15 protein-coding genes and 1 tRNA gene are annotated in these 26,512 nt (G+C 67.1%); 11 read left to right on the forward strand and 5 right to left on the reverse strand.

Annotated elements, in window-relative coordinates:
* Window positions 1–388: 388 nt before the first annotated feature.
* Window positions 389–697, reverse strand: coding sequence for a hypothetical protein (locus E1261_RS21895; protein WP_132409322.1), 309 nt, complete (start codon window positions 695–697; stop codon window positions 389–391).
* A 40-nt stretch (window positions 698–737) separates the two neighbouring features.
* Window positions 738–1,634, reverse strand: a complete 897-nt coding sequence (locus E1261_RS21900) for a hypothetical protein (protein WP_132409324.1) — start codon at window positions 1,632–1,634, stop codon at window positions 738–740.
* 132 nt (window positions 1,635–1,766) lie between these two features.
* On the opposite strand from E1261_RS21900, the gene E1261_RS21905 reads away from it, so the two are divergent.
* From E1261_RS21905 to E1261_RS21915, 3 genes are read left to right on the forward strand one after another with little or no spacing between them, the layout of a single operon-like run.
* On the forward strand, window positions 1,767–14,642 hold the full coding sequence (locus E1261_RS21905; protein WP_132409326.1) for a hypothetical protein: 12,876 nt from the start codon (window positions 1,767–1,769) through the stop codon (window positions 14,640–14,642).
* Window positions 14,639–17,161 (forward strand): right-handed parallel beta-helix repeat-containing protein, encoded by a 2,523-nt coding sequence (locus tag E1261_RS21910; RefSeq protein WP_132409328.1) that lies wholly within the window; start codon window positions 14,639–14,641, stop codon window positions 17,159–17,161. Before E1261_RS21905 ends, E1261_RS21910 begins: the two co-directional genes overlap by 4 nt.
* A gap of 39 nt (window positions 17,162–17,200) precedes the next feature.
* Window positions 17,201–18,160, forward strand: a complete 960-nt coding sequence (locus E1261_RS21915; protein WP_132409330.1) for a phage baseplate protein — start codon at window positions 17,201–17,203, stop codon at window positions 18,158–18,160.
* Window position 18,161: 1 nt separating this feature from the next.
* On the opposite strand, the gene upp is transcribed toward E1261_RS21915, so the two are convergent.
* Complete coding sequence (gene upp / locus E1261_RS21920) at window positions 18,162–18,803, reverse strand: uracil phosphoribosyltransferase (RefSeq protein WP_132409332.1); 642 nt, start codon at window positions 18,801–18,803, stop codon at window positions 18,162–18,164.
* Between the two features lie 100 nt (window positions 18,804–18,903).
* Between upp and E1261_RS21925 the strand changes: the two genes are divergently transcribed.
* The 6 genes from E1261_RS21925 (at window position 18,904) to E1261_RS21950 (ending at window position 22,346) form a co-directional block, all read left to right on the forward strand.
* A complete protein-coding gene (locus E1261_RS21925) occupies window positions 18,904–19,089 on the forward strand; it encodes a hypothetical protein (protein ID WP_132409334.1) in 186 nt (61 codons plus the stop codon).
* A 59-nt stretch (window positions 19,090–19,148) separates the two neighbouring features.
* A complete protein-coding gene (locus tag E1261_RS21930) occupies window positions 19,149–19,646 on the forward strand; it encodes a tRNA adenosine deaminase-associated protein (RefSeq protein WP_238176356.1) in 498 nt (165 codons plus the stop codon).
* A 31-nt stretch (window positions 19,647–19,677) separates the two neighbouring features.
* Complete coding sequence (locus E1261_RS21935) at window positions 19,678–20,106, forward strand: nucleoside deaminase (RefSeq protein WP_132409336.1); 429 nt, start codon at window positions 19,678–19,680, stop codon at window positions 20,104–20,106.
* 13 nt (window positions 20,107–20,119) lie between these two features.
* A tRNA-Ser gene (locus E1261_RS21940) sits at window positions 20,120–20,210 on the forward strand.
* 101 nt (window positions 20,211–20,311) lie between these two features.
* Complete coding sequence (locus E1261_RS21945; RefSeq protein WP_132409338.1) at window positions 20,312–21,823, forward strand: potassium/proton antiporter; 1,512 nt, start codon at window positions 20,312–20,314, stop codon at window positions 21,821–21,823.
* 40 nt (window positions 21,824–21,863) lie between these two features.
* Window positions 21,864–22,346 carry a hypothetical protein gene (locus tag E1261_RS21950; protein ID WP_165952596.1) on the forward strand — a complete coding sequence of 161 codons (483 nt, stop codon included), beginning with the start codon at window positions 21,864–21,866 and terminating at the stop codon, window positions 22,344–22,346.
* Window positions 22,347–22,421: 75 nt separating this feature from the next.
* On the opposite strand, the gene E1261_RS21955 is transcribed toward E1261_RS21950, so the two are convergent.
* Window positions 22,422–22,985 (reverse strand): LytR C-terminal domain-containing protein, encoded by a 564-nt coding sequence (locus tag E1261_RS21955; protein ID WP_132409340.1) that lies wholly within the window; start codon window positions 22,983–22,985, stop codon window positions 22,422–22,424.
* A 5-nt stretch (window positions 22,986–22,990) separates the two neighbouring features.
* Window positions 22,991–23,284, reverse strand: coding sequence for a type II toxin-antitoxin system VapB family antitoxin (locus tag E1261_RS21960; RefSeq protein ID WP_132409342.1), 294 nt, complete (start codon window positions 23,282–23,284; stop codon window positions 22,991–22,993).
* Between the two features lie 137 nt (window positions 23,285–23,421).
* Here E1261_RS21960 and E1261_RS21965 point away from each other — a divergent pair, with 137 nt between their 5' ends.
* Window positions 23,422–24,975, forward strand: coding sequence for a helicase HerA-like domain-containing protein (locus tag E1261_RS21965; RefSeq protein WP_132409344.1), 1,554 nt, complete (start codon window positions 23,422–23,424; stop codon window positions 24,973–24,975).
* Between the two features lie 252 nt (window positions 24,976–25,227).
* Window positions 25,228–26,512, forward strand: a 1,285-nt coding sequence (locus E1261_RS21970; protein ID WP_132409345.1) for a GGDEF domain-containing protein, incomplete at its 3' end; no start/stop codon positions are given.

Raw genomic sequence — 26,512 nt, forward strand, 5'->3', positions numbered from 1 at the left:
CGTTGTGGGTGGGTGGTGGTTAACGTCCGAAGAAGTGGAGGGCGGGTCTCCGGTCGTTCGGACGTTGTGGTGGGGCGGTGGTTAACGTCCGAAGAAGTGGAGGGCGGGTCTCCGGTCGTTCGGACGTTGTGCGCGGTTCGGTTGTGGAGGCGCGGGCGCTGGTTGAGGGGTGCTCGAGGTGGGCCGGGCCGATCGACGTTGAGCACGGTTCGACCATGTACGCGGCTGGCAGATGGTTGATCGGTGCTCAAGGTGGGCCGGTCGTGCGACCTTGAGCGCGGTTCGACCATTCGGATGGGGTGCCAGATGGTTGGTGGGTGCTCAAGGTGGGGGATGCGGAAGGGGCTCCGGGCAACGAGAGGCCGGGAGCCCCTGAGGGGGTGCGGGGTTACTTGGCCTGGTTGAGGGAGTTGCTGATGCCCTGGTCGAAGTCTTCGGCGTTCTTCTTGATGCTGTTGAACATCTCGCGGAAGTCCTCGATGCCCTTGACCGCGGCCTTCAGGCTGGTGTCGAAATTGTTGTAGGTGTTGCGGATGACCTCGCTGGACTGCTTGAACACCATGCCGTCGTCGACCAGGGTGTTCACCCGGGTGCGCAGGTTCTCCACCAGCGGGACGATCTGGTCGTGGGCGTTCTTCATCAGGTTGGTGACATCGACGATCTTGCCGTAGTCGAGGTTGATGCCGTCGTACGCCATTGCTGGTGGTCCTTTCGGGGGTGGGCGTGCAGTCCGTGGGCTAGACGCCGTACGGGTAGTAGTAGTAATCGTCGTCTTCGGGCTTCGGGACCTCGACCCAGTCGGCCGACGTACCGTCGTCGTTGTCCGCACCGCGGGTGTACTCGGTCACTTCGCCGTCGTTGTCGGTGACCTTCTTGGTGCCGCTGCCGTCGCCCTTCAGATCGGTGACGGTGACGTCCTTCTTGCCGTCGGCGTCCGTGCTGGTGGAGGTCGACGAACTGCTGCCGTCGGCGTTGAGCTTGGTCTCGTCGTGGACCTTGCTGCCGTCGGGGTAGTCGCTGTCGGTGATCATCGTGTGCTTGTCATCGCTGTACGTCGTCACCGAGTGGTAGGTCTTCCCGTCGTACGTGACCGTGGTCTCTTCCTTGATCACGTTCCCCTTGTCGTCAAGGGTCAGATGGGTCTGGATGTTGCCGCGGTCGGTCTGGATGGTCTGGTCCAGCGGCGGGTGGTCACCGGGGTTCTTGGCACTGCAGAAGTCCGGTGCCTCGGTGCCGGCCGGGAGGTTCTCGCACTCGCTCTTGTGGGCCTGGTAGTAGTCCCACTGCGACTTGTCCCGGTAGTAGTTCGACAGCGCCAGGTTGCTGTTGGTGACGTTCATGCCCTGGGCGATCTCGGCGTCGAACTGGAGGAACGCCTCGCCGACCGAGCCGAACGAACCGGCCAGCTTCTTCAGGCCGTCCTCGGCCTTGGTCATCGTGCCCTGGGCGTTGGTGTGCAGCGCGGTGATCGCGGTGTCGATCTCGCTGCTGCCGAGGATGCTCGAGCTGTCCTGACCGGCCAGCGTGCTGAACAGGCTGTCGTTCAGGGTCGGCTTGATGTTGCCGGCCAGCTCCTCGAGATCCTTCTTGGCGTCGTTGAGCAGGTTGTAGTTCATCTTGAGTTTGTCCGGCACAACCCCTCCTGACGGTCGCTCACGTACTGACCACGCCGGAACGGCCGTCCAGGTTCATTCGGATTCGAATGAACCTGGAGCCTCGCTCGTGCGTGGTCGTGGTGGAGGCTTCGAGGTGTGAGGAGGGGATGAATGCCACGGCCGGGCGACTGGGACGCGATCGGGCTGGGCGGGGACCCCACTCCCGGGGAGCCGGAGACCATCGGTCAGCTGGCCGACGTACTGCAGAAGGTCGGCGGCAAGGCGCGCGAGATCATGACCGCCGTCGACTCGGTGATGAACAAGAACGACGACAGCGTCTTCGTCGGCGCCACCGCGGACGCCCTGCGCGGCAAGGTCGACGGCCGGCTGCGCGGCCACGTCGAGGACGTGGCGAACGCCTTCGAGACCGCCGCCACCGCGCTGCGCGAGTGGCGGACCGCGGTCGAGGGATATCAGCGTACGGCGGATGCCGCGCTCGCGGCGGGTCGTGGCCTGAAGGAGGACGATCCCGAGCGAGATCGTCAGAAGGGTGTCGCCGAGCAGGCCGGACGGGATCAGTCCAGTGCTGCCAGTGGGTACGCCGGACGGATCAACGGCGTCTCGAACATCCAGCTGCCGATCTCGGACTGCGAAGCGTTCTGGGAAGCGTTCAAGTGGCTGGCGATCATCCTGATCATCCCGGCGCTGATCTTCGGCGGCCCGATCGCATTGATCGCGCTCGGGGTGAATCTGGCGCTGTTCATCAAGACGATCGTCGACGTCGCCAAGGGTGATGCCAGCTTCCTCGACCTGTTCCTGGCCGGGCTGGGCCTGATCGCGCCGACCACCAAGGCGCTGCCGATCTTCAGCATCATCAAGGGTGTCGCCGGCGGGATCGCGGCCGGGGTGAAGGGGATCGCGAACACCTTCCGGAACATCTTCAGCAAGAACTTCCTGATGTCGGGCCTGACCGGCCTGCGCGGTCTCGGCAGCCTGGTCAACCTCTCGATCCGCGAAACCGGCCTGTTCGTGATCAAGAACCTGCGGAACTTCCCGGTCAACGCGGCCAGTTTCGTGAACAACTTCGGCACGATCTCGCTCGGTGCCTTCACCAAGCTCAGGCTCACGTTCACCGCCGGGCTGTCCGCTGTCGGGAATGGAATCGGCGCGATCGGTCGAGGGATCGGCGCGCTGTGGACGGGGACCGGGAAGTTCATCTCGGCGCACTTCGGCAACCTGCAGTGGACCCGGATCTTCCTGCCGGTCGCGGCCGACGACATCCGGGCGTTCCAGGCGCTGGGGATGAGCAACTGGGCGTCGTTCACGCAAGCGCTGAAGGTGGGTGTGGTCGGGCGTGGGGTGTTCGCGCAGAACGTGTTCGGGATGCCGACGATGGCGGCGATCGGGCGCGGGATCAGCGCGGCGCCGATCCCCACCGGCAACCTGGGCTTCGCCGACAATCTGAAGTCGTTCTTCAACCAGATGATGGAGCCGCCGAAGCTGGTTCCCGCCGTACACATCAACAACTTCGGTCTGGCCACCGACTCCGGGTTCGGTGCGGGCAAGGCGTTCACCGCGATCGACGAGATTCATCTCGCGCCGATGAACACCACACCGCCGACGAACGTCGGCATCAGCGTGGTGAACCCGCCGACGGTGACGACGTCCAGCGGCCTGCACATCCCGGTGACGTCGAACGTCGGCAACGTGTCGACCAACGTCGGATCGCTGCATGTTGGCACGCCGTCGATGGGGAACGTTGGCAGCGTCTCCACGAACATCCCCGCAATGCATGCTGGTACGCCGTCCGTGGGTGGCGTCGGCAACTTGTCGACGAACATTCCGGCGATGCATGCCGGTACGCCGTCGGTGAACGGGGTGAACGGCATCGAGGGGCTCGTGCAGGGCATGCCGAACGCGAACCACGTCGCGCTGCCCGCGTTGCCGGCCAACGGGGTGGTGCACGGTACGCAGGGCGCCGGTACGGGGAACTTCGGTCAGCTGACGGGGAACGCCGTACAGCCGAACGTGAACGTCAGCTCCCTGCACGTCTCGTCGCCACAGTCGAGCGGCATCGGCGACCTGGTCAACTCCGGCATCCGCAACAACACCCCGACGGTCTCCCCGAACTTCGCCACCACGATCGGTGATGGAGCCGGGCAGGGCTTCCAGGCCGCGCACATCCGCACCTCGATCGACGAGATCCTGCACTCCCCGGCTGCCACGAACAGCAACCTGGCCGCAGTCACCCCGCCGACCGTCGACCGCGTCAACAGCGCCCTCAACCTCCTCCACGGCAACGGAGCAGACCTCAAGCTCGGCGCCCCAGTCAAGGTCGACAACCCAGGCCTCGCCGGCACCCAGAACCTCGCCTCCCCACCCGCCACCGCCCACGTCCAGCCGGTCAACCTCCCGCGCTCCGACGTCCCCATCCAAACCTCCCTGGTCCCCACCACCCCGAGCCACGTCGGTACGCCGGGAGTGGGCGGACCGGGGCATATCGCGTCCCCGGGTGTCGGCGGGCCGGGGCATATCGGGGCGCCGGGTGTTGGTGGGACGCCGGGCAATATCGGCAGCCCCGGCAGTGCTGGGCACTCGTTCTCGCCTGGGAAGTCGGAGATTCCGCTGAGTGGGTTGCCGGATCATCCCGGTGCGGTGATCAAGGTGGAGCGGTTCGAGGGCGGGATGACGCAGTTCAACCTGCATGGGGGTGGGGCGAACGGGCGGCTGGACGTGCTCAATGGCGGGCACGTGCGGTTCACCGATACGTCGACTGGGGCGACTACGCGGTTCGGCAGTGACGGCATGGTCATTGACCAGGGCATCCGGCTGACGAAGACCGACGGCGTACTGCGACCCACCGACCAGATCGTGGTGAAGGGGTCCGACGGCACCTTCCACGTGACTGGGTTGGACGGGAAGCTGGTGCCTGATGGTCTGAAAGTGCGTGGCCTCGACACAGGCGGCGTACAGGTCCTTGGCAAGGATGGGGCGTCGTGGAACTACAGCGCCACCGGCAAACTCGAGGGGCAGAACGTCACCGCCCACTGGCAGAACGATCTGGCTGCCAAGGCCGGCGTCTTCCAGAAGGCCGGTGACACCGACCTCGCCGTCACGCAGAAGATGGACGACTTCCGGTCGGTCCAGAACGCGCAGAAGAATCTCAACATCGCCAACGACAACGTCCAGATCCACGGCCAGCGGGCGGACGGACCGTCCACCGGGCCGTCGGTCGGCGAGCAGGTGCACCTCGATCTGCACGGTGCGCAGCGTGACCTCGACAACGCCAAGGCCGCGTTCCAGGACAAGCACCACCTCAACGCCGACGGACTCACGCAGCAGCTGGACGACATCACCAGGCAGTCGCTGAACGAGCGGCCACGACTCCTCGGTGGCGGCCGGACGCAGACCTTCGACCTACCAGGCAACACCGGCGTCAAGTTCGATGTTGCCGACGGCAAGCGAATCACCTTGCACGGCGACGGCTACAGCTCCGAGGTCACCGGCACCACGCTGAAGATCACCCAGGACTCGACCGGCCACTCCTGGACCTACAACCTCGGCTTCGGCAACCGCGCCAACCTCGTCGGCGAATCCTTCCCGCTGAACGGCGGCCACTTCAACGGCCAGCCGGTAGCGCTGGAAGGCAAGCTCGGCCAGTTCGACCGCGGGCTGCTGACCAGCGACGGCAAGACCTTCCCGGTGAAGGTCACCGACGACACGATCGTGGTCGGGTCGCCGCACGGTCCACTGGCCTACGACCGGACCGGCAACTTCACCGGCGCCGGCCCGAAGGTGGCCGGTGACCTCCCCAAGCCCGTCCCGCCGCCGCACCTCCTCGACGACCCAGCCGCTCTCGCACGCTGGGAGTCGCAGGTGGACCTGTCCCGCACCCACCTGACCGTGGCCGCGTCGGACAAGGGCGTCGAGACGCTGATGAAGGACGTGATGGGCGGCTCCTTCACCTCCAAGCGTGGGTACGGCGGCTTCGTCAACCCGACCGCCCTCGCCGACGGCACTCTGGTCGGAAAGGCGCGCGCGTTCAACGCGATCACCGACGATCTGTTGTTCAAGGGCCCGGCCGACAACATCACCGTCTACCGCGGTGTCTCGATGGACCCGCAGGCAGCAGGCGCCAACAGCTTCACCGAGCGACTGCCGATCTCGACCTCCACATCGATGAAGTTCCAGGACGAGTGGGCGAAGAACGGCGTACTGTCCAACCGCGCCGTGTTCGAGATCGACGTACCGCCGAGTCATGGCAAGCTCGCGATGTCGTATCCGGATCACTACACCCCCGGTGGCGGCGAGGCGCGCGCCTGGAATCAGGATCAGTCCGAGTTCACCCTCGCGCCGACCACCCTGGTGCGCACTGGCAAGCCGGACCGCTTCGAGAACGGGCTGCGGATCATCTCGGTCAAGGCCGAGCAGATCCCGCCCGGCCGGCTCGAGTCGCTGATCACCGAGCAGTGGAAGGGCTTGGACTCGGCGACCGCGTTCGACGACTTCGCGAAGTCCTTCAGTCAAACGAATCTGCGCAACTTCGAGGGGTTCGACGACGCGATCACCCGGTCGACGACGAGCACCGACAACTCGATGCACACGATCCACGTGCAGCGGCCCGGCTTCAAGGACGAGCTCACCATTACGGTGATGCGCAACGAGCAGGCCGACTCGGTTCGCGTGACGATGGTGACCGACGGTACGACGGTCTTCAACCAGACCTGGTCGAAGACCGATTTCCGCAACCTGGCCACGGATCTGCGCGGCAACGTGCTGCACAACAACGAGCAGTTCGCGAACCTCGCCAAGCCGGCCGAGTGGAACGTGGCGCGGCCGACCGGCAAGCAGATCGCGGACGCCTGGGACGCCGACAGCCTGGCCCGCACGAACGTCTTCCGCTCGCCCGGCGACGCAGACTCGGTCGTCACCCAGAAGGCCAACGACTTCACCGCGGTCCAGAAGGCGCAGAACGATCTCGGCAAGGCTCTCGACAACTTCACCATCAACGGCAACCGCATCGAGGGCCCGTCGTCCGGTCCCTCCCTCGGCGATCTGGCCCGCGTCGACCTGCAGACCGCCCATGGCGAGTTCGTCAAGGTCAAGGAGCTCTTCGAGTCGAAGTACCCGGGGATGAATGTCGAGAGTGTCCAGCACCAGCTGGACGAACTGCTGGTCGACTCACTCCGCGACCGTCCACGTCTAGTTGCCGGAGGCACCCAACCGCGCCCGGCCGCGATCCCGAACAGCTCGGTCTTCTTCAAGGTCGACGACGGTGCCGTCACCTTCACCGGCCCGAACGCAGGAGCGTTCACCGGCAGCTTCGACGGCCCGGTGCTGAAGGTCACCGAGACCTCCTTCGACGGCACCGTGATGCGCCAGCTCGAGTACTCGATCAACCAGCGTACGAACATGCCGATGCTGAACCGCGACGAGTTCACCCTGAGCGGCGGACCGTTCGAAGGCAAGCGGATCGGCGCCGAGATCGAGACCGGCCTGCCGAGTCAGTCACACCTGTACGACGGCGCCGGTGGTCAGGTCCCGGTCCAGTACCTGTCGGGGGAGTTCCACGTCCCGTCGACGCTCGGACCGGCGAAGTACACGCGGGAAGGCGACTTCGTCGGGATCGGCTCGACCCGCACCGATCACCTGCCGCCGGTGAACCCGCCGGAGGGTCTGATCGGTGACGACCTCGCCCGCTGGATGGCCCAGGTTGAGATCTCGCGCACCCACCTGACCGCGGCCAGCCAGCTGGACGATGTCGGCAAGATGATGGACTCGATCTCGCAGGCAGCCTTCACCTCCAAGCGTGGGTACGGCGGCTACATCGACCCGGCGTTCCGCAACGGGAACCTCGAGGAACGCGTGCTGGAGTTCAACACGGTCGCGAACTCGTTGATGGTCGACGGCAAGATCGGCCGGACCACGGTCTACCGCGGGGTCGCGATGGACAAGGCTGCCGCGCAGGCGGACACCTTCATCGAGCGGCTGCCGGTCTCGACATCGAGTGAGTGGAAGTTCCAGCCGAAGTGGGCCGAGGGCACCGATCTGAGCAAGCGGGTCGTGTTCAAGATCGACGTACCGGAGACGCACGGCAAGCTGGCGATGGCCTATCCGGACGACTATGCGCGGGGAGCCGGTGAGGCAGCGCCGAAGAACCAGGGGCAGTTCGAGGTGACACTGTCGCCGACGGTTCTGGAGCGGACCAGCGAGCCCATCTTCGAGCGCGACGGCCTGACCGTCATCCCGGTGCGCGCCAAGCAGATGAACGACGACCAGATCAGCCACTACCTCAACGAGCGGTGGCCTGGACTGGACTCGGCCGATGCCTTCGACGACTTCACCAAGGCGTTCGGTACGGCGTCGATGCAGAAGTTCCCGGGGATGAGCGGGGTCACCGCGACCGCGAAGACCACCGACAACCTGATCCACGAGGTCACCGTCAGCAAGGCGGGGTTCCCGGGCAACGACCTGAAGATCACCGTCACCCGCGACGTGGACGCCGACTCGGTCCGGGTGACCGCGATGGCGGACGGGCGGCCGGCGTTCAACCAGACCTGGAGCCGGGAGCAGTTCGCGAGTATCGCGACCGACCTCAGGGCCGGGACGCTGCACGACAACGACCTGTTCATCTCGATGTCGAAGCCGGCTGCCTGGAGCACGAAGGGCAAAGCGGTCGCTTCGCCGATGGACGTGGACCTGGCCGCGAAGACCACGGCGCCTCGTGCGGCCTTCGACGCCGACGCGATGGCCGCCGTCCGGACGGAGGACTTCGGCCGGATTCAGCAGTCGCGGTACAACCTGCAACAGGCCGAGCTCAACGTCAATCTGCACGGTGGCCGCAACGACAGCACGTCGGTGGATTCGGCGATCGGGCAGCAGGTCAGGATGGAGCTGGACGCGGCGCAGGTCGACTTCGATGCGGGCAAGGCCGCGTTCAAGCGCAAGCACGAGATGGACTACGACGACCTCCAGGCTGAGGTCAGCGCCGCCAAGAAGATGAAACTGCCGGGTGCCGGGCGGTTGTTCGACGTGCCGGGCGGCAACGTGTCGTTCCAGGTCGAGAAGGGCCAGGTCGGATTCGCCGGCTCCCTGGCCGACGATTTCAGCGGTGTGGTGAACGGCAACACGGTCGTCGTGACGCGGATCGGCACCGGAGGCGGGGGCGTAGTCGGGGACACCTGGACATTCCGGATGGGCTTCCGGCCGAGTCTGATCGGCCGGACGATGACGCTGACCGACGGGCCGTTGGCCGGAGAGCTGATCAACCTACGTGGTATCGCGGGTCAGCTCGACGGCTCGCTCGGGGATGCAGGTGTCTGGCCGCGGCACCTGTCCGGCGACGACCTGTTCGTCGCGACGCCGACCGGTCCGCTGCACTACACGCGGGACGGCAATTTCATGGGCCCGGTCCAGACGGTGACCCGCGACCTGGGCCCGGCGACCCCGCCGCCGCACCTGGTCAACGACCCGGACGGTCTGGCGCGCTGGACCTCGCAGGTCGACTCGTCGCGGACGCACCTCACCGAGGCGATGAACAACAAGGCCGTCGAGAACCTGATGAAGGACGTGATGGGCGGTTCGTTCACGTCCAAGCGTGGCTACGAGGGTTTCGTGAAGCCGTCCGCGCTGGCCGACGGGACCTTGGCCGCCAAGGTGAACGACTTCAACAACGTCACCCGCGACCTGCTGCTCAAGGGCCCCGACGACCGGATGACCTTGTACCGCGGGGTGTCGATGGACCCGCACGCCGCGCAGGCCGACGAGTTCGTGGACCGGTTGCCGAGCTCGACCTCGAACAACCTGGGCTTCCAGGAGGAGTGGGCGAAGAACGGTGCCGCGGGCAACCGGTTCGTCTTCGAGATCGACGTACCGGCTGGGCACGGCAAGTTGTCGATGGCGTATCCGAAGGGATACCAGGCCGGTGACGACGCGGCCAAGGCGTGGAACCAGAGTCAGTGGGAGGTCACGCTCGCGCCGACCACGCTGACCCGCACCGGGCCGGACCGGATCGAGGACGGGATGCGGATCATCCCGGTCAAGGCCGAGCAGATCCCGCCGGGCAAGATCGCGGACCTGCTGACCGAGAAGTGGCCGGGGATGAACCTGGACACCGCGTACGACGATTTCGTCCGCGCCTTCGACGAGGGTTCGGTGAACCGCTGGGACGGCTTCGGCGACGTCACCGTCACGACGACGAAGAGTGCCGACGGCAACCTCACCACGCACACGCTGAGCAAGCCCGGGTACGGCGACAAGCTGGATGTCCTGATCAGCAAGGACGTCGACGGCGGCACGGTCTCGGTCAAGATCGACGGCGCCGAGAGCGCGTTCAGCAAGGGACCGTGGAAGGGCACGGACCTGGCGGATCTGGCCGCGCAGTTGCGCGGAAACGTCTTGCACGACAGCGATCTGTTCATGCGGTTGCCGCAGCCGGGCGCGTGGGCCCAGGAGCCGGTCGTCGTCAACATGATGCACATGCCGCAGGTGCAGCAGCACCAGCTCGGCGGCGCGTTCAACGGTCACCAGGTAGTCCTTCCGCACGGCGGCCAGCCGCATGTCACCGGCCCACAGGCGAACCAGTTCGCCGTCCACGACTTCGGTGCTGACGGCTTCCGCGTGATCGGCCCGAACGGCCAGACCCAGCGGTACGGCGCGGACGGCGTGCACATCGCGGATGGCGTCGTACTGCAGGACCCGCGTGGTCTGCGGTTCACCGAGGGTGCCCAGGTGGTCGACGTACAAGGCACTCCGCTCCCGAACGCGGTGGTCCAGCAACTCGACAACAACGGCGTGCTGGTGGTCGAAGGACGGGTCGGGCGTGGGTTCGATGCGAACGGCGTTCACGTCGACAACCGCCTGCAGCTGAACGGGCAGTTCGGCGACCGGTGGGTGGTCCGGCCGATGCAGGGGCATCCGCAGGTGGCCGGCACGGACAGCCCGCTGTTCACCGTGGTCGACACGAACGGTGGTGGCTTCCGCGTCATCGGGCCGCGCGGCGAGACGCATCTCTACGGGGCCAATGGTGCACACCTCGGTGGCGGTACGGCGTTGGCCGACAGCATGTATCCCAGGGGATCGATCTTCACCGAGGCTGATGGGGCCGGTGGGCTGCGCGCGGTCGACGTGCACGGTACGCCGGTCGCGCAGCACCGCATCGAACTGTTGGGCAACGGGCAGTTCCGGATGTTCGACGACTCGACGACCACGGTCCGGTGGTTCGGCGACGACGGCGTCGGTCGTGCGCATGGCATTCGGGTCCAGGATCCGTCGTACACGGGGAACACGTACCTGTATCGGACGCCGGATGGTCAGGCCCAGTTCGTCGACGATGCCGTGGCGCCGCGGCCGGGCGTGGTGCACCTTGCGCAGGACGGCTTCCAGATCACGGACGCGAATGGTGTCAGTCGGCACTTCGACGACGCCGGGGCCTACCTCGAGCGGCATGTCCCGGTCCTCGACCAGGTCACCGGCACCCAGCGGATCGTCGTACACGATGTCAACAACAACCTGGTGCTGCGCGGGCCAGCCGGCGACACGGCGACGGTCAGCCATGTGCAGGGCGGCAGCTACCGGATCGTCGACAGCGGCCGGTTCGAACAGTTCGGCGCGGATGGTGCCTTCCAGGCCTTCGGGCGCCAGATCCAGCTGCCGGGTGAGACCGCGTGGCTGGAGATCGGCGGTGGCGGCGCACGCTGGCTGGACAACACCTTCACGGCGGTCCCGGGCCGGAACGTCGTGATCAACGGCACCGAGATCCAGGTCACGCGGACCAACGGTCATGACGTGTTCGACCTGCAGGGTGCTCTGCTGCGCGAGGTCACCGACCTGCCAGGCAACGGCGTTGCGCTCGGCGGCAGCCGGATCACCCGGGACAACAACGGCGTCGTGCAGTGGACCGACAACGCTGGTACGGCGATGCCGACACCGCATCACCCGCCGACGATCGACAATGCGGGCAACATCCGGATCGAGCTGAACATGCCGGGCCGGCCTCGGAACGGCGAGCACCACGTCTTCAACCGGGACGGCGTGGTCACCGAGCAGGCCTTCCGGGTGGTTCGGGACAACCAGGCGACCGATTTCAAGTACGTCGTCAACCGGACCGACAACACGTGGCAGCGGGTGCGCGACAACGGGAACGTCGGCGACCTCGGGTTCCAGAAGGGCAAGGTCGATATCGTCGGCCTGGAGAACGGCCGGATCCGCTTGCAGAGCTCAACCGCCAAGGAGGTCGAGGTCTTCGAACGCCGGTGGCTGCCGAACAACGAGATCCTGGACAGCTTCCGCAAGACCGACACACTCGGCTTCGGCTCGACCAACCGCCGTACCACCTGGGCGACGTACGACGGCAACGGGAACCTGACCAACTGGGGCAAGCGACACCACGCCACGGCCGGGAACGCGTGGCAGGACATCGACCACAAGTGGCGGACGGTTCGCGACTACCAGCAGGGCTTGCAGAAGTACGACAATCCGATCGCCGACCAAATGGGACCGCTGGCCAAGGCCGAGGAGAAGATCACCGGCCACGTGCTGGCGATCCGGAACGGCGACAACTGGACGTGGCACCGGTACCAGGCCGACTTCGTACACGTTGCCCAGGGCAACCGAACGTTAGAGCGGATCGGCGAGGGCTGGACCGACACCGTCCGGGTGATGGACGGCGGCACCGAGGTCAGTCGGGTCGCGCAGCAGAAGTTCGGCACCTGGCACGGGCCCGACACCGCCCGGCAGTACAAGGAGTTCACGCTCCAGCCGGGTACGACGCATCCGACCCGGGACGGATCGTTCGAGCTGCTGTCGCCTCAGCTGAAGGCGATCGGCAAGGGCGAGCTGCTGCCCGACGGCACGCTCCTGTCCGCGGTTCGGCAGGGCGATCAGCGGCCGCCGCTCTGGATCCGGCAGAACTTCCTGGACAACCCGCCGACCACCGGCAGCGTCGCGCACATCGCCACCGACAACCGCTTCCAGATCTTCCGCTGGGAGACCACCGGCGGCACGAACCCGGCTGGTCGAGGCGTCCGGTACGTCGGTGCCGACGAGGCGATCGTCGATGTCGACCTGAACGGCGCGTTCGTCCGGTCGACGGGCAAGCTGCACGACGGGACCGAGCTCAGGGTCGGCGACCACGCGACTCGGCCCGGAACCGTCTACCCGCACGCGCAGACCGACGTACCGTGGACCAACGGTGACGTGAACGGCTGGCGGGTCAACACCGGCAACACCTGGCAGGACTTCGCCGAGGTGAACGGGCAGTGGCGGATGTTCCGCGAGAGTCAGCCGGGCGGCATCGTGCGCGAATACCCGCAGCCGGGCAACACCCACATCTGGGTGAACCGCGATGCCCACGGCAACCTGGTCGGCATGTCGCACCGGATCCCCGATCCCGGCACCGTCGGACAGCACCGGTACGTCGTCGCGACCGGGCCGGCGGATTCGTCGTCCTGGCGGTGGCACGAGCTGGACCACAACGGCGTCGCGATCGCGGGGCGTGAGGGCGACCGGTTCCACTTCAAGGGCTCGCGGGACGAGAGCATCAGCTTCGACAACTCGTTCCGGGACTTCGACAACGCCGGCAACCTGGTGCGCGACCGCCGGATGCTCGACGACCGGCGGTTCATCGAGTCGTGGAACGACGGCGGTCAATGGGTGGTCAAGGAGTTCGACAAGCTCGGCGTCGAGGTGGTCGGGTCCACGCAGCTCAACCGGCAGTGGCTGGCCGCTGACGGGACCTGGCAGCAGAACTGGCCCGCCGGTTCGAGCCACTTCCGCGACAGCACACCCGGGACGCCGACGCAGATCGTGCGGGAGACGCCGACGCATATCGGCGACGGCCGGCCGACGCGGGTCCGCGAGTACACGATGGACGGCAGCGGGAACACGGACTTCCGGCAGTGGAAGGAGTTTGACCTCGACAAGGTCGTCCGGGAGCGGACGCTGTCAGGGAACAACTACCTCGAGACCGACAAGATCCACGGCCAGTGGAAGCTCTACGACAACACCGGCCGGGTGATCGGTGAGCGTTCCGACAACGGTCTGGTGTTCGAGTTCCGCGACGGGCAGTTGCGACTGACCGGCAACGAGTTCGACTTCCGTGGGCAGCTGACCGAGTTCCGCGGCTGGAACACCCGGCTCGGCGATGTCCAGCGGCAGCCGTGGCTGATGCAGTCCGAGTGGACGTTCGCCGACAAGACGTTGCTTCCCGGGGGAAGCGCCGTACTGCGGGAGGCGAACTACGCACCGTTCTCCCGGTTGCTGACCCAGAAGCTCGCGATCACGATGACGTTCGACTTCCTGCTCGACTACGCGGCCGCGCTGATGATCGCCGGGATCATCGCCGAGGCACAGAACAAGCCGTTCACCGGGAACGACGCGCTCAAGGCCCTGATGAACGCTGCGGTCGGCACGGTGATCAAGGGTGTGGCCGGTGCGGCGCTGACCGACACCAAGATGCTCGGTGCCTTCCGGGACCTGAAGCAGAACATGAGCAACCTCGACGGCGGCAAGCTGATCACGAACCGTCCGCTGAACCACACCTCCACCTGGGGTGCGGAGTGGGCCGCGAACAGCGCCGCGGTGCGGTGGCGGTCCGGCGTCTTCGACTACAGCTTCGGCATGTTGCTGCTGCCGTTCACCGCGTTCGTGAACGGCACGATGAACGCCGCGATCTTCGGCGTACCGGGCTCGGACGGCAAGACTCACAAGGTCTCCGGCTGGCAGGCCGTGGCCGAGGGCGGCATCACGGCCGTGGCCAGCCTGGTGGCGGCGAACAGTATCGGCCTGCTCCGGACCGGCATCGGTCAGTACGCGCTCGGCCGGTACGTCCAGAAGGGCGGCATCGGCGAGATGGCGTTGAACATGCCGCTGCGGCTCTGGGAGAAGGGCATGGCCTCACTGCTGACGCCTGCGATCCGGAATGCGATCGATCCGCCCTGGTCGAACATCGCGCCGCAACCGCCGCCTACGATCACTTCGGGTGGCGTCATTCTGCCGCCCGGCATGACCGCCGTACCTCCCGTCTCCGGCACCCAAGGAACACCGTGACCACTCGCTACGTGGGCCCGAAGGGGCGTGGCAGTTTCCGTCGGATCGGCGATGCCCTGCGGGCCGCCGGTCCTGGTGACGTGATCGTGGTGGCCGGCGGCGAGTACGCCGAACAGCTCCGCCTCGACCGCTCGATCGCGGTCGTCGCCGAGCCCGGTGGCGGGCAGGTGACGGTGACCGGCGTACCGGGTGGTGAGCCGACGGTCGTTGCCGAGGGCCTCGAATGCACGGTACGCGGAATGACCATCAAGGCGCCGGCTGACGATGCCGGTGCGCCGGCGGTCGGGGTGGCCGGTGGGGCCGGGCTGATGATCGAGGACTGCACGATCTCCGGTGGTCGGATCCATGCCCGAGGCAACGAAAGCACCGGGCAGGGGTCCGACCTGACCGGGTATGGCGTCACCACGTTGATGATTCGTGGGTCTCGGTTGGAGCAGGGGCGGCTGGCCGCGATCCATCTGTCCGGCCGGGTCCAGGCGAAGATCGAGGACTCCGTCATCGACACGGTGGACGGGATTGGCGTCGTACTGTCCGGGCCTGCGTATCTGGACGCGTCGCGGCTGCGGTTGAACCAGACCTCGGGGTATGGGTTCCGGTTGCGCGGGACCAGCAAGCTGGTGTCGACCGACGGGACGATCCGGCAGACGGGGATGGCCGGCGTACTGCTGGAGGACGGCTCGGCGGCGACGCTCAGCGATGTCCGGATCGAGAAGGCCGGTGGGCCGGGTGTGCACGCGACCGGGTCGGCGCGGAGTGAGCTGACCGACTGCCGGGTTCGCGAGGCGCGGGCCAGCGGGCTCGTTGCTCAGGACAGCGCTGAGTTGATTGCGACCGATTGCGCGGTGACCGACCCGGGTGCGAACGGCTTGCTGGTATCGGATTCCGCGACGGCGACTGTGACCGCGACCCGGTTCGACCGGCCGGCGTACAGCGCGGTGCATTTGACCGGTACGGCGAACGTGAAGCTGACCGATTGCCAGGTTCGCGAGGGTGTTGAGCACGGCGTCCACGTGACCGCGTCGGCGCGAGTCGAACTCATCCGGTGTGGGATCCAGGACGTCGGGCTGACCGGGCTGTCGGCTGTGGATGCTGGGTTTGCTGATGCGGAGGATTGCCGGATCGTCGGTGGTGGGACGGGTATCCGGCTGGAGTCCACCACCGCGACAAGCGTGCGGACGTCGTCGGTGACCGGGACTGTCGGCACTGGTGTCGAGCTGGCAGGTTCTGGGTTGGCGACTCTGGATGCGGTGCGGGTCAGCGGGACCAAGGCGGCCGGCATCGTGGTCGGCACGGGAGCGGCCGCGACGATCGACGCGAGCACGATCGAGAACTGCGCGGGGTCCGGGCTGGTGATCTGGTCGGAGGCGACTCCGACGGTGAACGGGCTGCGGGTGAGCGCGGTGGCGAAGAACGGGATCTACGTGGCCGAGAAGGCCGGTGGGACCTACACGGACTGCGATGTCACTGGGACGAAGTACCCGGCACTGCACCTGGCGAAGACGGCGGCTCCTACCTTCAAGCACCTGCGGATCCGGGACTGTTCGGAGGCGGTCGGGCAGGAGGATGGCGCCGTACCGGTCTTCGAGGACTGCACTGTCGATGGTGTCGCGATGATCCGCGAGACGCCGGTCGCGGCCACAGCGGGGGCTGCTTCGACTCCACCTGCTCAGGTGGCTGGGCCGCTCGACGAGAGCATGCCGCCGGACGACGAAACGCTCGAGGACGTTCTGGCCGAGCTCGAGGAGCAGGTCGGGCTGGACCGGGTGAAGCGTGACGTCCAGTCGATGGTGAAGCTGATGCAGACGGTCCGGATGCGTGAGGAGGCCGGCCTGCCGGCACCGCCGCTCAGCCGGCACCTGGTCTTCGCGGGGAACCCGGGTACCGGTAAGACGACGGTCGCGCGGCTGTACGGACGGATCCTGAAGGCGCTCGGTCTGCTGCGGAAGGGGCATCTGGTCGAGGTCGACCGGACGGCGCTCGTCGGCGAGTACGTTGGTCATACCGGACCGAAGACGCAGGCCGCGGTCACGCAGGCGCTGGGCGGCGTGCTGTTCATCGACGAGGCCTACTCGCTGGCGCCGATCGGGATCGGCAACGACTTCGGCGCCGAGGCGATCGCCACGCTGGTGAAGCTGATGGAGGATCACCGCAACGACCTGGTCGTGATCGTGGCCGGGTACGTCAACGACATGTCCCGCTTCATCGGCTCGAACCCGGGGCTGTCCTCGCGGTTCACCCGGACGCTGCAGTTCGAGGACTACACCGCGGCCGAGCTGGTCGGGATCGTCGAACACCAGGCGCGCGGTCACCAGTACGAGCTGACCGTCGACGCGCGGGCGGCGTTGAGCACGCTGTTCGAGCAGCAGCCGCGCGGCGAGGGCTTCGGCAACGGCCGGTCGGCGCGGCAGATCTTCCAGGCGATGACCGAGCGGCAGGCGCACCGGATGTCGGAGCTCAAGACGCCGACCCCGGCTCAGCTGGTCTCGCTGGAGGTTCCTGATCTACCGGAGTCCTTCTAACACCTGTTCGTGAGTAGTTAACACAAGTTATCGTGCGATATGGACAATATTTCCCGCCGTGGGTTGCTGACGGGTGCCGGTGCAGTAGTTGCTGCCGGTGCTCTCGGTGTCCCCACCGCCTCCGCCCGGAGCCTTGCCCTGCCCACCACCAAACGCTTCGCCATGGGTGGCGACGGCGGTGAGATCTTCCGCCACAAGCCCTTGGCGGATGTGACTGTGATGCAGTCCTTCGCCTTCGACACCCCGAACAACCGGCTCTTCACCGGCCAGCTCAGAGCCGGCCGCGGGGCCAACAGCGGCGATCTCACGTTGACCCAGCTGAGTCTGACCGGCACTGTGCTGGGTCGCATGTACCTGAATGGCTTCGGCCATGCCGTTTCGATCGGTGCCCAGGCAGTCGGCAGTACGTCGTACATCTGGACCGAGACGGATGTCGACACCACGAACGGGCGGGGGCGGCAGATCTGCCGGTTCCCGTGGAGGAACGACACCACCTTGACCTCGGCCTCGGTGACGAAGTGGAAACCGGTCACGGGTGGTGTCCTGACGCCTGCGGTGGACCAGCGGTACGGACGGCTCGGCGTCCGCCACGCCTCGCCCGAGGGCATGCGGATCACCGTGTACGACCTCGCTGCAGCGTCTGCCGGGAACTACTCGACCGTGCTCGCGTCCTTCGTGCAGCCCGCGTTGACCGCGGGGGTCGCCTTCCAGGGCTGGGCGCTCTACGGCTCGTACTGCTACTTCTGGGAGGGTACGGCGTATCCCGGCGACCCCGATCCGGCCAAAGCCAACTCGAAGTTGTGGTGCTACGACATCAACGCCGGGAAGATCGTGGACTCGTTCCTGACCCTGGCCGGGAACAGCCTGACCTACCGCGAAGCCGAGGGGATGGCGGTGTACGGCTCCACCGACGCGACCGCCCGCCTGTACTTCGGCTTCGCGTCGGGTGTCGGTGGCGACCGCCGAGCCAACCTCTTCTACCGCAACGAACTCGTCTGAGCTACTGGGCGACGCCGTACAGGCGGTCACCGGCGTCGCCCAGGCCGGGGACGATGTAGCCCTTCTCGTTGAGGTGGCTGTCCATCGCGGCGACCACGAGGTTGCAGGGGATGTTGAGGTGGGTGAGCTCGCGCTCGATCCGCTCGACACCTTCAGGGGCCGCGAGCAAGCAAATGGCGGTGATGTGGTCGGCGCCGCGGTCGACGAGGAACTGGATCGCCGCGGCCAGCGTGCCGCCGGTCGCCAGCATCGGGTCCAAGACGTAGCACTGGCGGCCGGACAGGTCCTCCGGCAGGCGCTCGGCGTACGTCGAGGCGTCCAGGGTCTCCTCGTTGCGGATCATGCCGAGGAACCCGACCTCGGCGGTCGGCAGCAGCCGCGTCATCCCCTCGAGCATGCCCAGGCCCGCGCGCAGAATCGGCACCACCAGGGGCTTAGGCGAGGTCAGCTTCACACCCTCCGCCTCGGCCACCGGGGTCTGCACGGTGTGCGGACCGGTCCGCACATCACGCGTCGCCTCGTAGGCGAGCAGCGTGACCAGCTCCTCGGTCAGCCGGCGGAACGTGGGCGAGTCCGTGGCCTCGTCCCGCAGCGTGGTCAGCTTGTGGGCGACGAGCGGGTGGTCCACGACAAGGATCTGCATAACCCGGAACGCTACCGTCGGCGATTCCTCCCGCGAAACTTCTCGCGGCTTTAGCATCGAAAGTGCATTGGTTTGTGCCCTTCGCCCCAGGGGAGTGCCGATGACCGAGAGTGCTGAGCCGACCGACCAGCCCTGGCCGCCGCGTGACCTCGAACGGTTGCACCGGCGGGCCGAGTTCCTGCGGGAGCTCGAGGAGGCGAAGGCGCTGCGGGACCGGATCGCGCCCCGGCGGGCCCGCGTCCGGCGACTCCGCGAGGCGATGCGGAGAGCGACGTACCACCACTGAAGTGGGCGTGTTCCCCGATATTTCTCCCGCCGACCTCGGGAGTCTGTCACCATGACACAGTGTCCGACGCCACCGCAGGACCAATAACCACCGACCTCGACTTCGCTGTTGCCGCCTACACCGAGGACGGCGTGTGGACCGTCACCCCGCTGGTGCTGCGCGGGGAGCCCGACCTGTCCGCGGTGGTCTCCGGGCTGCGCCGGTACCCGGGAGAGGCCGGCGTACTGGGGATGATCTCGGTCGACGAGGACTTCTTCATCCTGATCCGGCTGGACGGTGGCCGGGCGCGGTTCCTGATCTCCGACGTGACCGCAGCGACCGAGTGGCCACTGGCCAAGCAGGTCGTCGATGAGCTGGACATCCCGCTGGTCGATGACGACGACGAGCAGGTCCCGGCCGGTGACCTGACGATCGTCGCGGATCTCGGGATGAGCGCGATGGATCTCGGGGCACTGTGCGACGACATCGACCTCCTCCCCGAGGAGATGCTCGAGGAAGTCGCGGACGTGCTCGGGTTCGGCAACCAGTTCCACGAGGCGATCGAAGCAATTGGTTAGCCCGGCCCTGCAGCGCGAGTGGTCCCGGCTGATGGCCGTGGCCCTGGACGAGGCCGAGCTCGCGCTGCCCGACGTACCGATCGGTGCTCTGGTGATCGACGCCGAGGGTGAGGTGATCGGTCGCGGGCACAACGAGCGCGAGACCACCGGCGACCCGACCGCGCATGCCGAGGTGCTGGCGCTCCGCGCGGCCGCCCGGCATGTCGGCGAGTGGCGGCTGACCGGCTGCACTCTCGTGGTCACCCTCGAGCCCTGCACGATGTGCGCGGGCGCGATCGTGCTGTCCCGGATCGAGCGGCTGATCTTCGCCGCGTACGACGAGAAGGCGGGTGCCGTGGGGTCGTTGTGGGATGTCGTCCGGGACCGCAGGCTCAACCATCGGCCCGAGGTGTTCGGCGGCGTGATGGCCGATGTGGCCGGTGCCCGGCTCCGCGATTTCTTTTCCGGGCACAGGTCTTGATAGCCTCTGCGGCGGTGGCGTGTCCGAGCGGCCGAAGGAGCGCGCCTCGAAAGCGCGTGATGGGTACCCCCCATCCGAGGGTTCAAATCCCTCCGCCACCGCCAACCGTCCTCCGGGATGGACGTAGGACCGAAGACCCTGATGCTGTGTGATGCGTCAGGGTTTTCGTCTCTCGGGACCTGAGTTCGACTGAAAGGCCCCAACCGTGGACGTGGCAGAGCTCGACCGGATCCTGCTGGGCGGGGCCGTGGTGCTGCTCGTTGCGGTGGTGGCTGTCCGCCTGTCCGGGCGGCTGGGGCTCCCGTCGCTGCTCATCTACCTCGGGATGGGCCTGCTGCTCGGTGAGTCCGGGCCGGGGCACATTCACTTCGAGGACGCTCAGATCGCCCATGCGCTCGGGTTCGCGGCGCTGGTGATCATCCTGATCGAGGGCGGCCTGACCACCCGGTGGAACGAAGTCCGCCCGGTGATGCCCCTCGGGCTCGTGCTGGCCACGGTCGGGGTCGCGATCAGCGTCGGCGTCGTGGCCTGCATCGCGCACTACGTCCTCGGGCTGGACTGGCAGATCGCCGTACTGATCGGTGCTGTCACATCGCCGACCGACGCGGCGGCTGTGTTCTCTGTACTGCGTCGGGTTCCGATCAGACCGCGGTTGAGGGGCGCGCTGGAGGCGGAGTCCGGGCTGAATGACGCGCCGACCGTCCTGCTCGTCACCCTGGTCAGCACGGGCGCCACGAGCGAGCACGGGTGGCTGTATTTCACCGGCCTGGTGTTCTACGAGTTGGTGGTCGGCGCGCTGTTCGGGTTCGCGATCGGCTGGATCAGCGTCGGCCTGATCCGCCGGGTCGCCCTCGGCTCCGCCGGCCTGTACCCGCTCGCGGTCGTCTCGCTGGCGATCATCTCGTACGCCGGTGGCACCGTCCTGCTCCACGTATCGGGCTTCGCCGCCGTGTACGTGACCTCGCTCGTCCTCGGGAAGGCCGAGCTCCCGCACCGGATGGCGACCCGCTCGTTCGTCGACGGCCTCGCCTGGCTGGCGCAGATCGGCCTGTTCGTCATGCTCGGCCTGCTCGCCTCACCCGGCCGGATCAGCCTGAACGACGTCCTGGTCGCCCTCGTGATCGGAACCGGCGTCACCGTCGTCGGCCGCCTGCTTGCCGTGGTGATCTCGCTGACGCCGTTCAAGGTGCCCTGGCGGGAGCAGGCCTTCATCTCCTGGGCCGGCCTCCGCGGCGCCGTCCCCATCGTCCTGGCCACCATTCCACTGGCCGAAGGGGTCCCGCAGGCCACGAGGATCTTCGACATCGTCTTCGTCCTGGTCCTGCTCTTCACCCTCCTCCAAGGCCCCTCCCTGCCCTGGCTGGCCCGCAAACTCGGCGTCCTCGACGAGAACGCGGCCTTCGAGGTCGAGATCGACGTCGCCCCACTGGAGTCCCTGAACGCCGACATGCTCCAGGTCCACGTCCCCAGCGAGTCCCGCCTGGCCGGCGTCGAGATCGCCGAACTCCGCCTCCCCGCCGGTGTCTCGGTCTCCCTGATCATCCGCGGCGATGAAGCCTTCGTCCCCGACCGCCGCACCGTCCTCCGCGCCGGCGACGCCCTCCTCGTCGTAGCCCCCAGCCCCCTCCGCGACCAAACCGCCCGCCGCCTCCGAGCCATCTCCCGAGCCGGCCGCCTAGCCGGCTGGTTCGGCGAAAAAGGCCGCGAAAACCACTGACGGTTCGTTGCGCGCCGTTCTACTGAACTACCTTTGAACTATGACGGATCTCCCGGAAGTGACCTTCTCCGACCTGCTCCAACGCCCCGTGGAGACGGTCGAGAAGCTGAAGTCGACGCGCCGCCAGGCCCTCCGCCTCCGCCGCCGGGGCTCCGAGGACGACCTGGTGCTGACCACCGTGGAGCGGATGTCGGAGAACCACCAGATCGTCGTACTGACGGTGCGCGTGCTGCGGGCCGTCATGGGCAACCCGGAGACGCGCTCCCAACTCCTGAACGAGTTGTTGCCGCAGGTCTTTCCCTGGATCACGTTCCTCCCGCCAGGTGGCCGGGGCGAGTTCGCTCAGGAATTGGTGGACATGATGGATGCGAGCGCCGACCTGCGAGTGTCCGCGCCGGTCCTGACGCTGATTGCCCAATGGCGGAACACTGCCGAGATCTACGCGGACCCCGAACTTCTCGCCATCCTGACCTCGCCCGAGCGCGGCGACTTCGGCCCTGTCCCTCGCCCGAACGCCGAGTAACCCAGCCCGACCGAACGCGAACACACTGAACCCACTCGCAGCGCAGGTTGAACCCACGTGCGGATCCCGAAGAGGTCAGTTCGGGTTTTGGCCCTTGGGGACGGGCTGGGGGGTGTAGATGACGGGGAGGCAGACTGAGCTGCCGGCGGGGACGGTGATGGAGGCCAGGCCCTTGGCGTTGAGCTTGGTGTACTTGGTGCCTACGACCAGGTCCACGGTGTGGCTGTCGCGGCCGTCGGCTACGGGGGCGGCCTTTTGGGCCAGCTGGCCGGCTACCAGTTGGAGCTCGGGGGAGTTGGTGGCGTTACCGCGGAGCTCCACGGTGTCGACCTTGTCGCCCTTGGGCTCGTTGGCGACCTTGGCTACGTTGAAGCCGCGCTTGCGGAGCAGGTCGGCGACCTTGGCCGCGGTGCCGGCTTTGGCGCCGCCGTTGTAGACGTTCACCGAGACCTGCTTGGGGACCAGGCGGTTGTTCTCGAGCTGCTGCTCGACGCAGGTCGGGCCGGCGCTGGTGTTGATCAGCGAGTTCCAGCCCCACCAGGCGCCGCCGACCAGGATCGCCAGCAGGACGACCATGGTGATGGGCGTGCGCCAGTGGATCCGCAGCTGCGGGCGGGGCTGGGGGTAGAGGGCGGTCATCGTGATCAGTCCACGACCAGGACCCGGGCGTGCAGAACCAGGCGCTGCTGCAGTGCCGCTCGCAGTGCGCGGTGCAAACCGTCCTCGAGGAACATCTCACCCCTCCATTCGACGACATGGGCGAACAGGTCGCCGTAGAACGTCGAGTCCTCGTCGAGCAGTGCATTCAGGTCGAGCGTGCCCTTGGTCGTCACCAGCTGGTCCAGCCGCACCTGCCGTGGTGGCAGCGACGACCAGTCCTTGGGCTTGAGCCCGTGCTCCGGGTACGGCCTTTCCTCCCCGACACGCTTGAAGATCACCCCCCGAAGTCTAGCGTTGTCAGAGGTCGAGTGAGAGGTCGGCAACGTCACCGGAACAGCCCGGAACCAAACTCAACCTTTCGGATGAGAAAGACGTCATACCCAGGTTGTAGATCTTGAGGTAATAGCATGCGGCCATGACCGACACAGCCGACGTCGTCGAGACCGTCAAGCAGGGGTATGCGTTCGAGGGGGCGGCGATCGAGCTCGGTGCGCTGCTGGTCGATGGTGAACCCAAACCGGAGGCGGCAGTCCGGATCCCGTTGTCGATGGTGAACCGGCACGGTCTGGTGGCCGGTGCGACCGGTACCGGTAAGACGAAGACGCTGCAACTGATGGCCGAGCAGCTGTCGGCGGCCGGGGTTGCGGTGTTCGCCGCCGACATCAAGGGCGACCTGTCCGGGATCTCGCAGCCGGGTGAGAGCAACGAGAAGCTGCTGACCCGGACGAAGACGATCGGTCAGGAGTGGACCGCGACCGGCTTCCCGACCGAGTTCTACGCGCTCGGCGGGCAGGGCGCCGGAATCCCGATCCGTGCGACCGTCACGTCGTTCGGGCCGGTGCTGCTGTCGAAGGTGCTCGGGCTGAACGACGTCCAGGAGTCGTCGCTCGGGCTGATCTTCCACTACGCCGACAAGCAGGGTCTGACGCTGCTCGACCTGAAAGACCTGCGGGCGGTCATCACGCACCTGGCAAGCGACGAGGGCAAGGCCGATCTGAAGGACCTGGGCGGGCTGTCGGCCGCGACCGCCGGGGTGATCCTTCGGGCGCTGATCGGGTTCGCCGACCAGGGCGCCGAGGCGTTCTTCGGGGAGCCCGAGTTCGACACCGCCGACCTGCTGCAGCAGCGGGACGGCAAGGGCCTGATCTCGCTGCTCGAGCTGCCGAACCTGCAGGACCGGCCGGCGTTGTTCTCGACGTTCCTGATGTGGCTGCTGGCCGACCTGTTCCACGACCTGCCCGAGGTCGGTGACGTGGACAAGCCGAAGCTCGTCTTCTTCTTCGACGAAGCGCACCTGCTCTTCAACGACGCCTCGAAGGCGTTCCTGGACTCGATCGCGCAGACCGTCCGGCTGATCCGGTCGAAGGGTGTCGGCGTCTTCTTCGTCACCCAGACCCCGAAGGATGTGCCGGACGACGTGCTCGCCCAGCTCGGTTCGCGGGTCCAGCACCAGTTGCGCGCGCACACGCCGAACGACGCCAAGGCGTTGAAGGCGACCGTGTCGACGTTCCCGAACTCGGCGTACGACCTCGGCGAGGTGCTCACCCAGCTCGGCATCGGCGAGGCGATCGTGACCGTGATGAACGAGAAGGGCGCGCCGACCCCGGTCGCCTGGACCCGGTTGCGCGCACCGCTCTCATTGATGGCGCCGGCGGCCGCCGACCAGATGACAGCGTCGGTCCAGGCTTCACCGAACAACGCGAAGTACTCGCAGGTGCTCGACCGGGAGTCGGCTTACGAGCTTCTCGCCAAGAAGGTCCAGGCCGGCGCTGAGCAGGCCGAGGCCGAGGAGCAGGCCAAGCAGCAGCAACAGCCGCAGGAGCAGCCGGCGCCGCGCGGCCGGGCACCGAAGCCGGAGAAGTCGATGGTCGAGCAGGTCATCGGTTCGTCGGCGTTCAAGCAGTTCGCGCGGACCGCGGGCCGGGAGATCGTCCGCGGCCTGTTCGGCGCCGCTCGTCGCCGGCGGTAATCGCCTCAAAGCTGTGGGCCGGGTCCGCTGAGCGGACCCGACCGCCGATCCTGCGGTGCATCCCGGGCGAGTCCGGAAACCTTTTCGAGACCCGCCGGTCCACGGAAAAACCGAACGATATAAAGGTTTTTCGTGTTTGATGATTGATCAAACGACTGAATCGGCTGGCACTGATCATCGTTTCCACATTGTCATCCGGGCCGCTCCGTCGCGGATTGGGACGTGACGCTCACTCGTCGTACCGTGGGGGTAATGGTTGCGCAGAGTAGGCGATCGGTACGGAAATGGGCGCTGTGGACCCTGACGGTCCCGGCGTTCGTTGTCGTCGTGCTCGTCGACTTCGCCGCCCTCGGGTACGGCGTTCAGACGTTCACCGAGTTGCCGAGCTGGCACGGGCTGGACGTGGTGGCCGCGTTGACGCTGTCGGCCCTGATCGCGGTCGAGGGCGCGCGCCGGGTGGAGAACCGGCGCCGGCGCGGTGGCGCCCTGCACAAGGACCTCGCCCCGGCCTGGATGATCGCGGCCGCGATCATCCTGCATCCGGCGCTGGCGATCCTGGTCGTGGTGCTGCTGCGGATCTGGTGGCGGATCCGGGCCGGCAAATGCATCCCGTACCGGTGGGCCTTCTCGACCTCCGTGCACATTCTCGCCGTCGGCGCTGCGCATGAGGTGTTCGGCTCGGCGCGCGAACTGTTCGGCGGCGGTGAGTTGGCGCTGGTCGCCTCGATGGTGCTCACTGCAGTCACCTTCGTCGCCACCGACACGCTGCTCTGCGGTCTGGCCATCTCGCTGATCGTGCCGGGCAGCAGCCGCGAAGAGACGGTCGGCGGGCTCGATGACCTCTGCATCGACGCGACCGCCGCGATGTTCGGTTGTCTGCTGGCCGGTGCCTGCCTGATCAGCCCGTGGTTCGCCTTCGTTGCCATCCCGATCACGTTGACGGCGCAGCGCGCGCTGCTGCTCGGCCAACTGGAGTCCGAAGCGCAGACCGACCCGAAGACAAGCCTGACCCGGGTCGACTGGTGGCGTCGGCAAACCGAGGAGATGCTTCACAACGCACGGACCCAGCGCGAGCAGATGTCCGTGCTGCTGATCGACATCGACCACTTCAAGCAGGTCAACGACCGGCACGGCCACCTGGTCGGCGACGAGGCGCTGCGGGCGGTCGCGACGATTCTGCGCAGTGCGATCCGGGCCAAGGACGTGATCGGCCGGTTCGGCGGCGAGGAGTTCGTGATCGCGCTGCCCGACACCGGGATCGACGAGGCCACGGTGACGGCGGACCGGCTGCGCAACGCAGTCGCCGGGAGCCCGCTGGCCGCGATGTGCGCCGGCGTCCTCGACGATCCCGACCTCGATCCGGACACCTTCCACCTGACGGTCTCCATCGGCGTCTCCGTCTACCCCGCCGACGGCATCACCGTCCACGACCTGCTGCTGCAAGCCGACCGCGCCATGTACGCCGCCAAAGCCGCCGGCCGCAACCGCGTCCGCCTCGCCGCCGACCTCTCGGTGCTCACCACCCCCAAGCCACACC

The organism is Kribbella albertanoniae, assembly GCF_004348455.1.
GTDB lineage: Bacteria > Actinomycetota > Actinomycetes > Propionibacteriales > Kribbellaceae > Kribbella > Kribbella albertanoniae.

Coding starts and splice junctions, on each gene's coding strand:
- E1261_RS21895 (WP_132409322.1), bottom strand. CDS start 697: ATGGCGTACGACGGCATCAACCTCGACTACGGCAAGATCGTCGATGTC.
- E1261_RS21905 (WP_132409326.1), top strand. CDS start 1,767: ATGCCACGGCCGGGCGACTGGGACGCGATCGGGCTGGGCGGGGACCCC.
- E1261_RS21915 (WP_132409330.1), top strand. CDS start 17,201: ATGGACAATATTTCCCGCCGTGGGTTGCTGACGGGTGCCGGTGCAGTA.
- upp (WP_132409332.1), bottom strand. CDS start 18,803: ATGCAGATCCTTGTCGTGGACCACCCGCTCGTCGCCCACAAGCTGACC.
- E1261_RS21925 (WP_132409334.1), top strand. CDS start 18,904: ATGACCGAGAGTGCTGAGCCGACCGACCAGCCCTGGCCGCCGCGTGAC.
- E1261_RS21935 (WP_132409336.1), top strand. CDS start 19,678: ATGGCCGTGGCCCTGGACGAGGCCGAGCTCGCGCTGCCCGACGTACCG.
- E1261_RS21950 (WP_165952596.1), top strand. CDS start 21,864: ATGACGGATCTCCCGGAAGTGACCTTCTCCGACCTGCTCCAACGCCCC.
- E1261_RS21955 (WP_132409340.1), bottom strand. CDS start 22,985: ATGACCGCCCTCTACCCCCAGCCCCGCCCGCAGCTGCGGATCCACTGG.
- E1261_RS21965 (WP_132409344.1), top strand. CDS start 23,422: ATGACCGACACAGCCGACGTCGTCGAGACCGTCAAGCAGGGGTATGCG.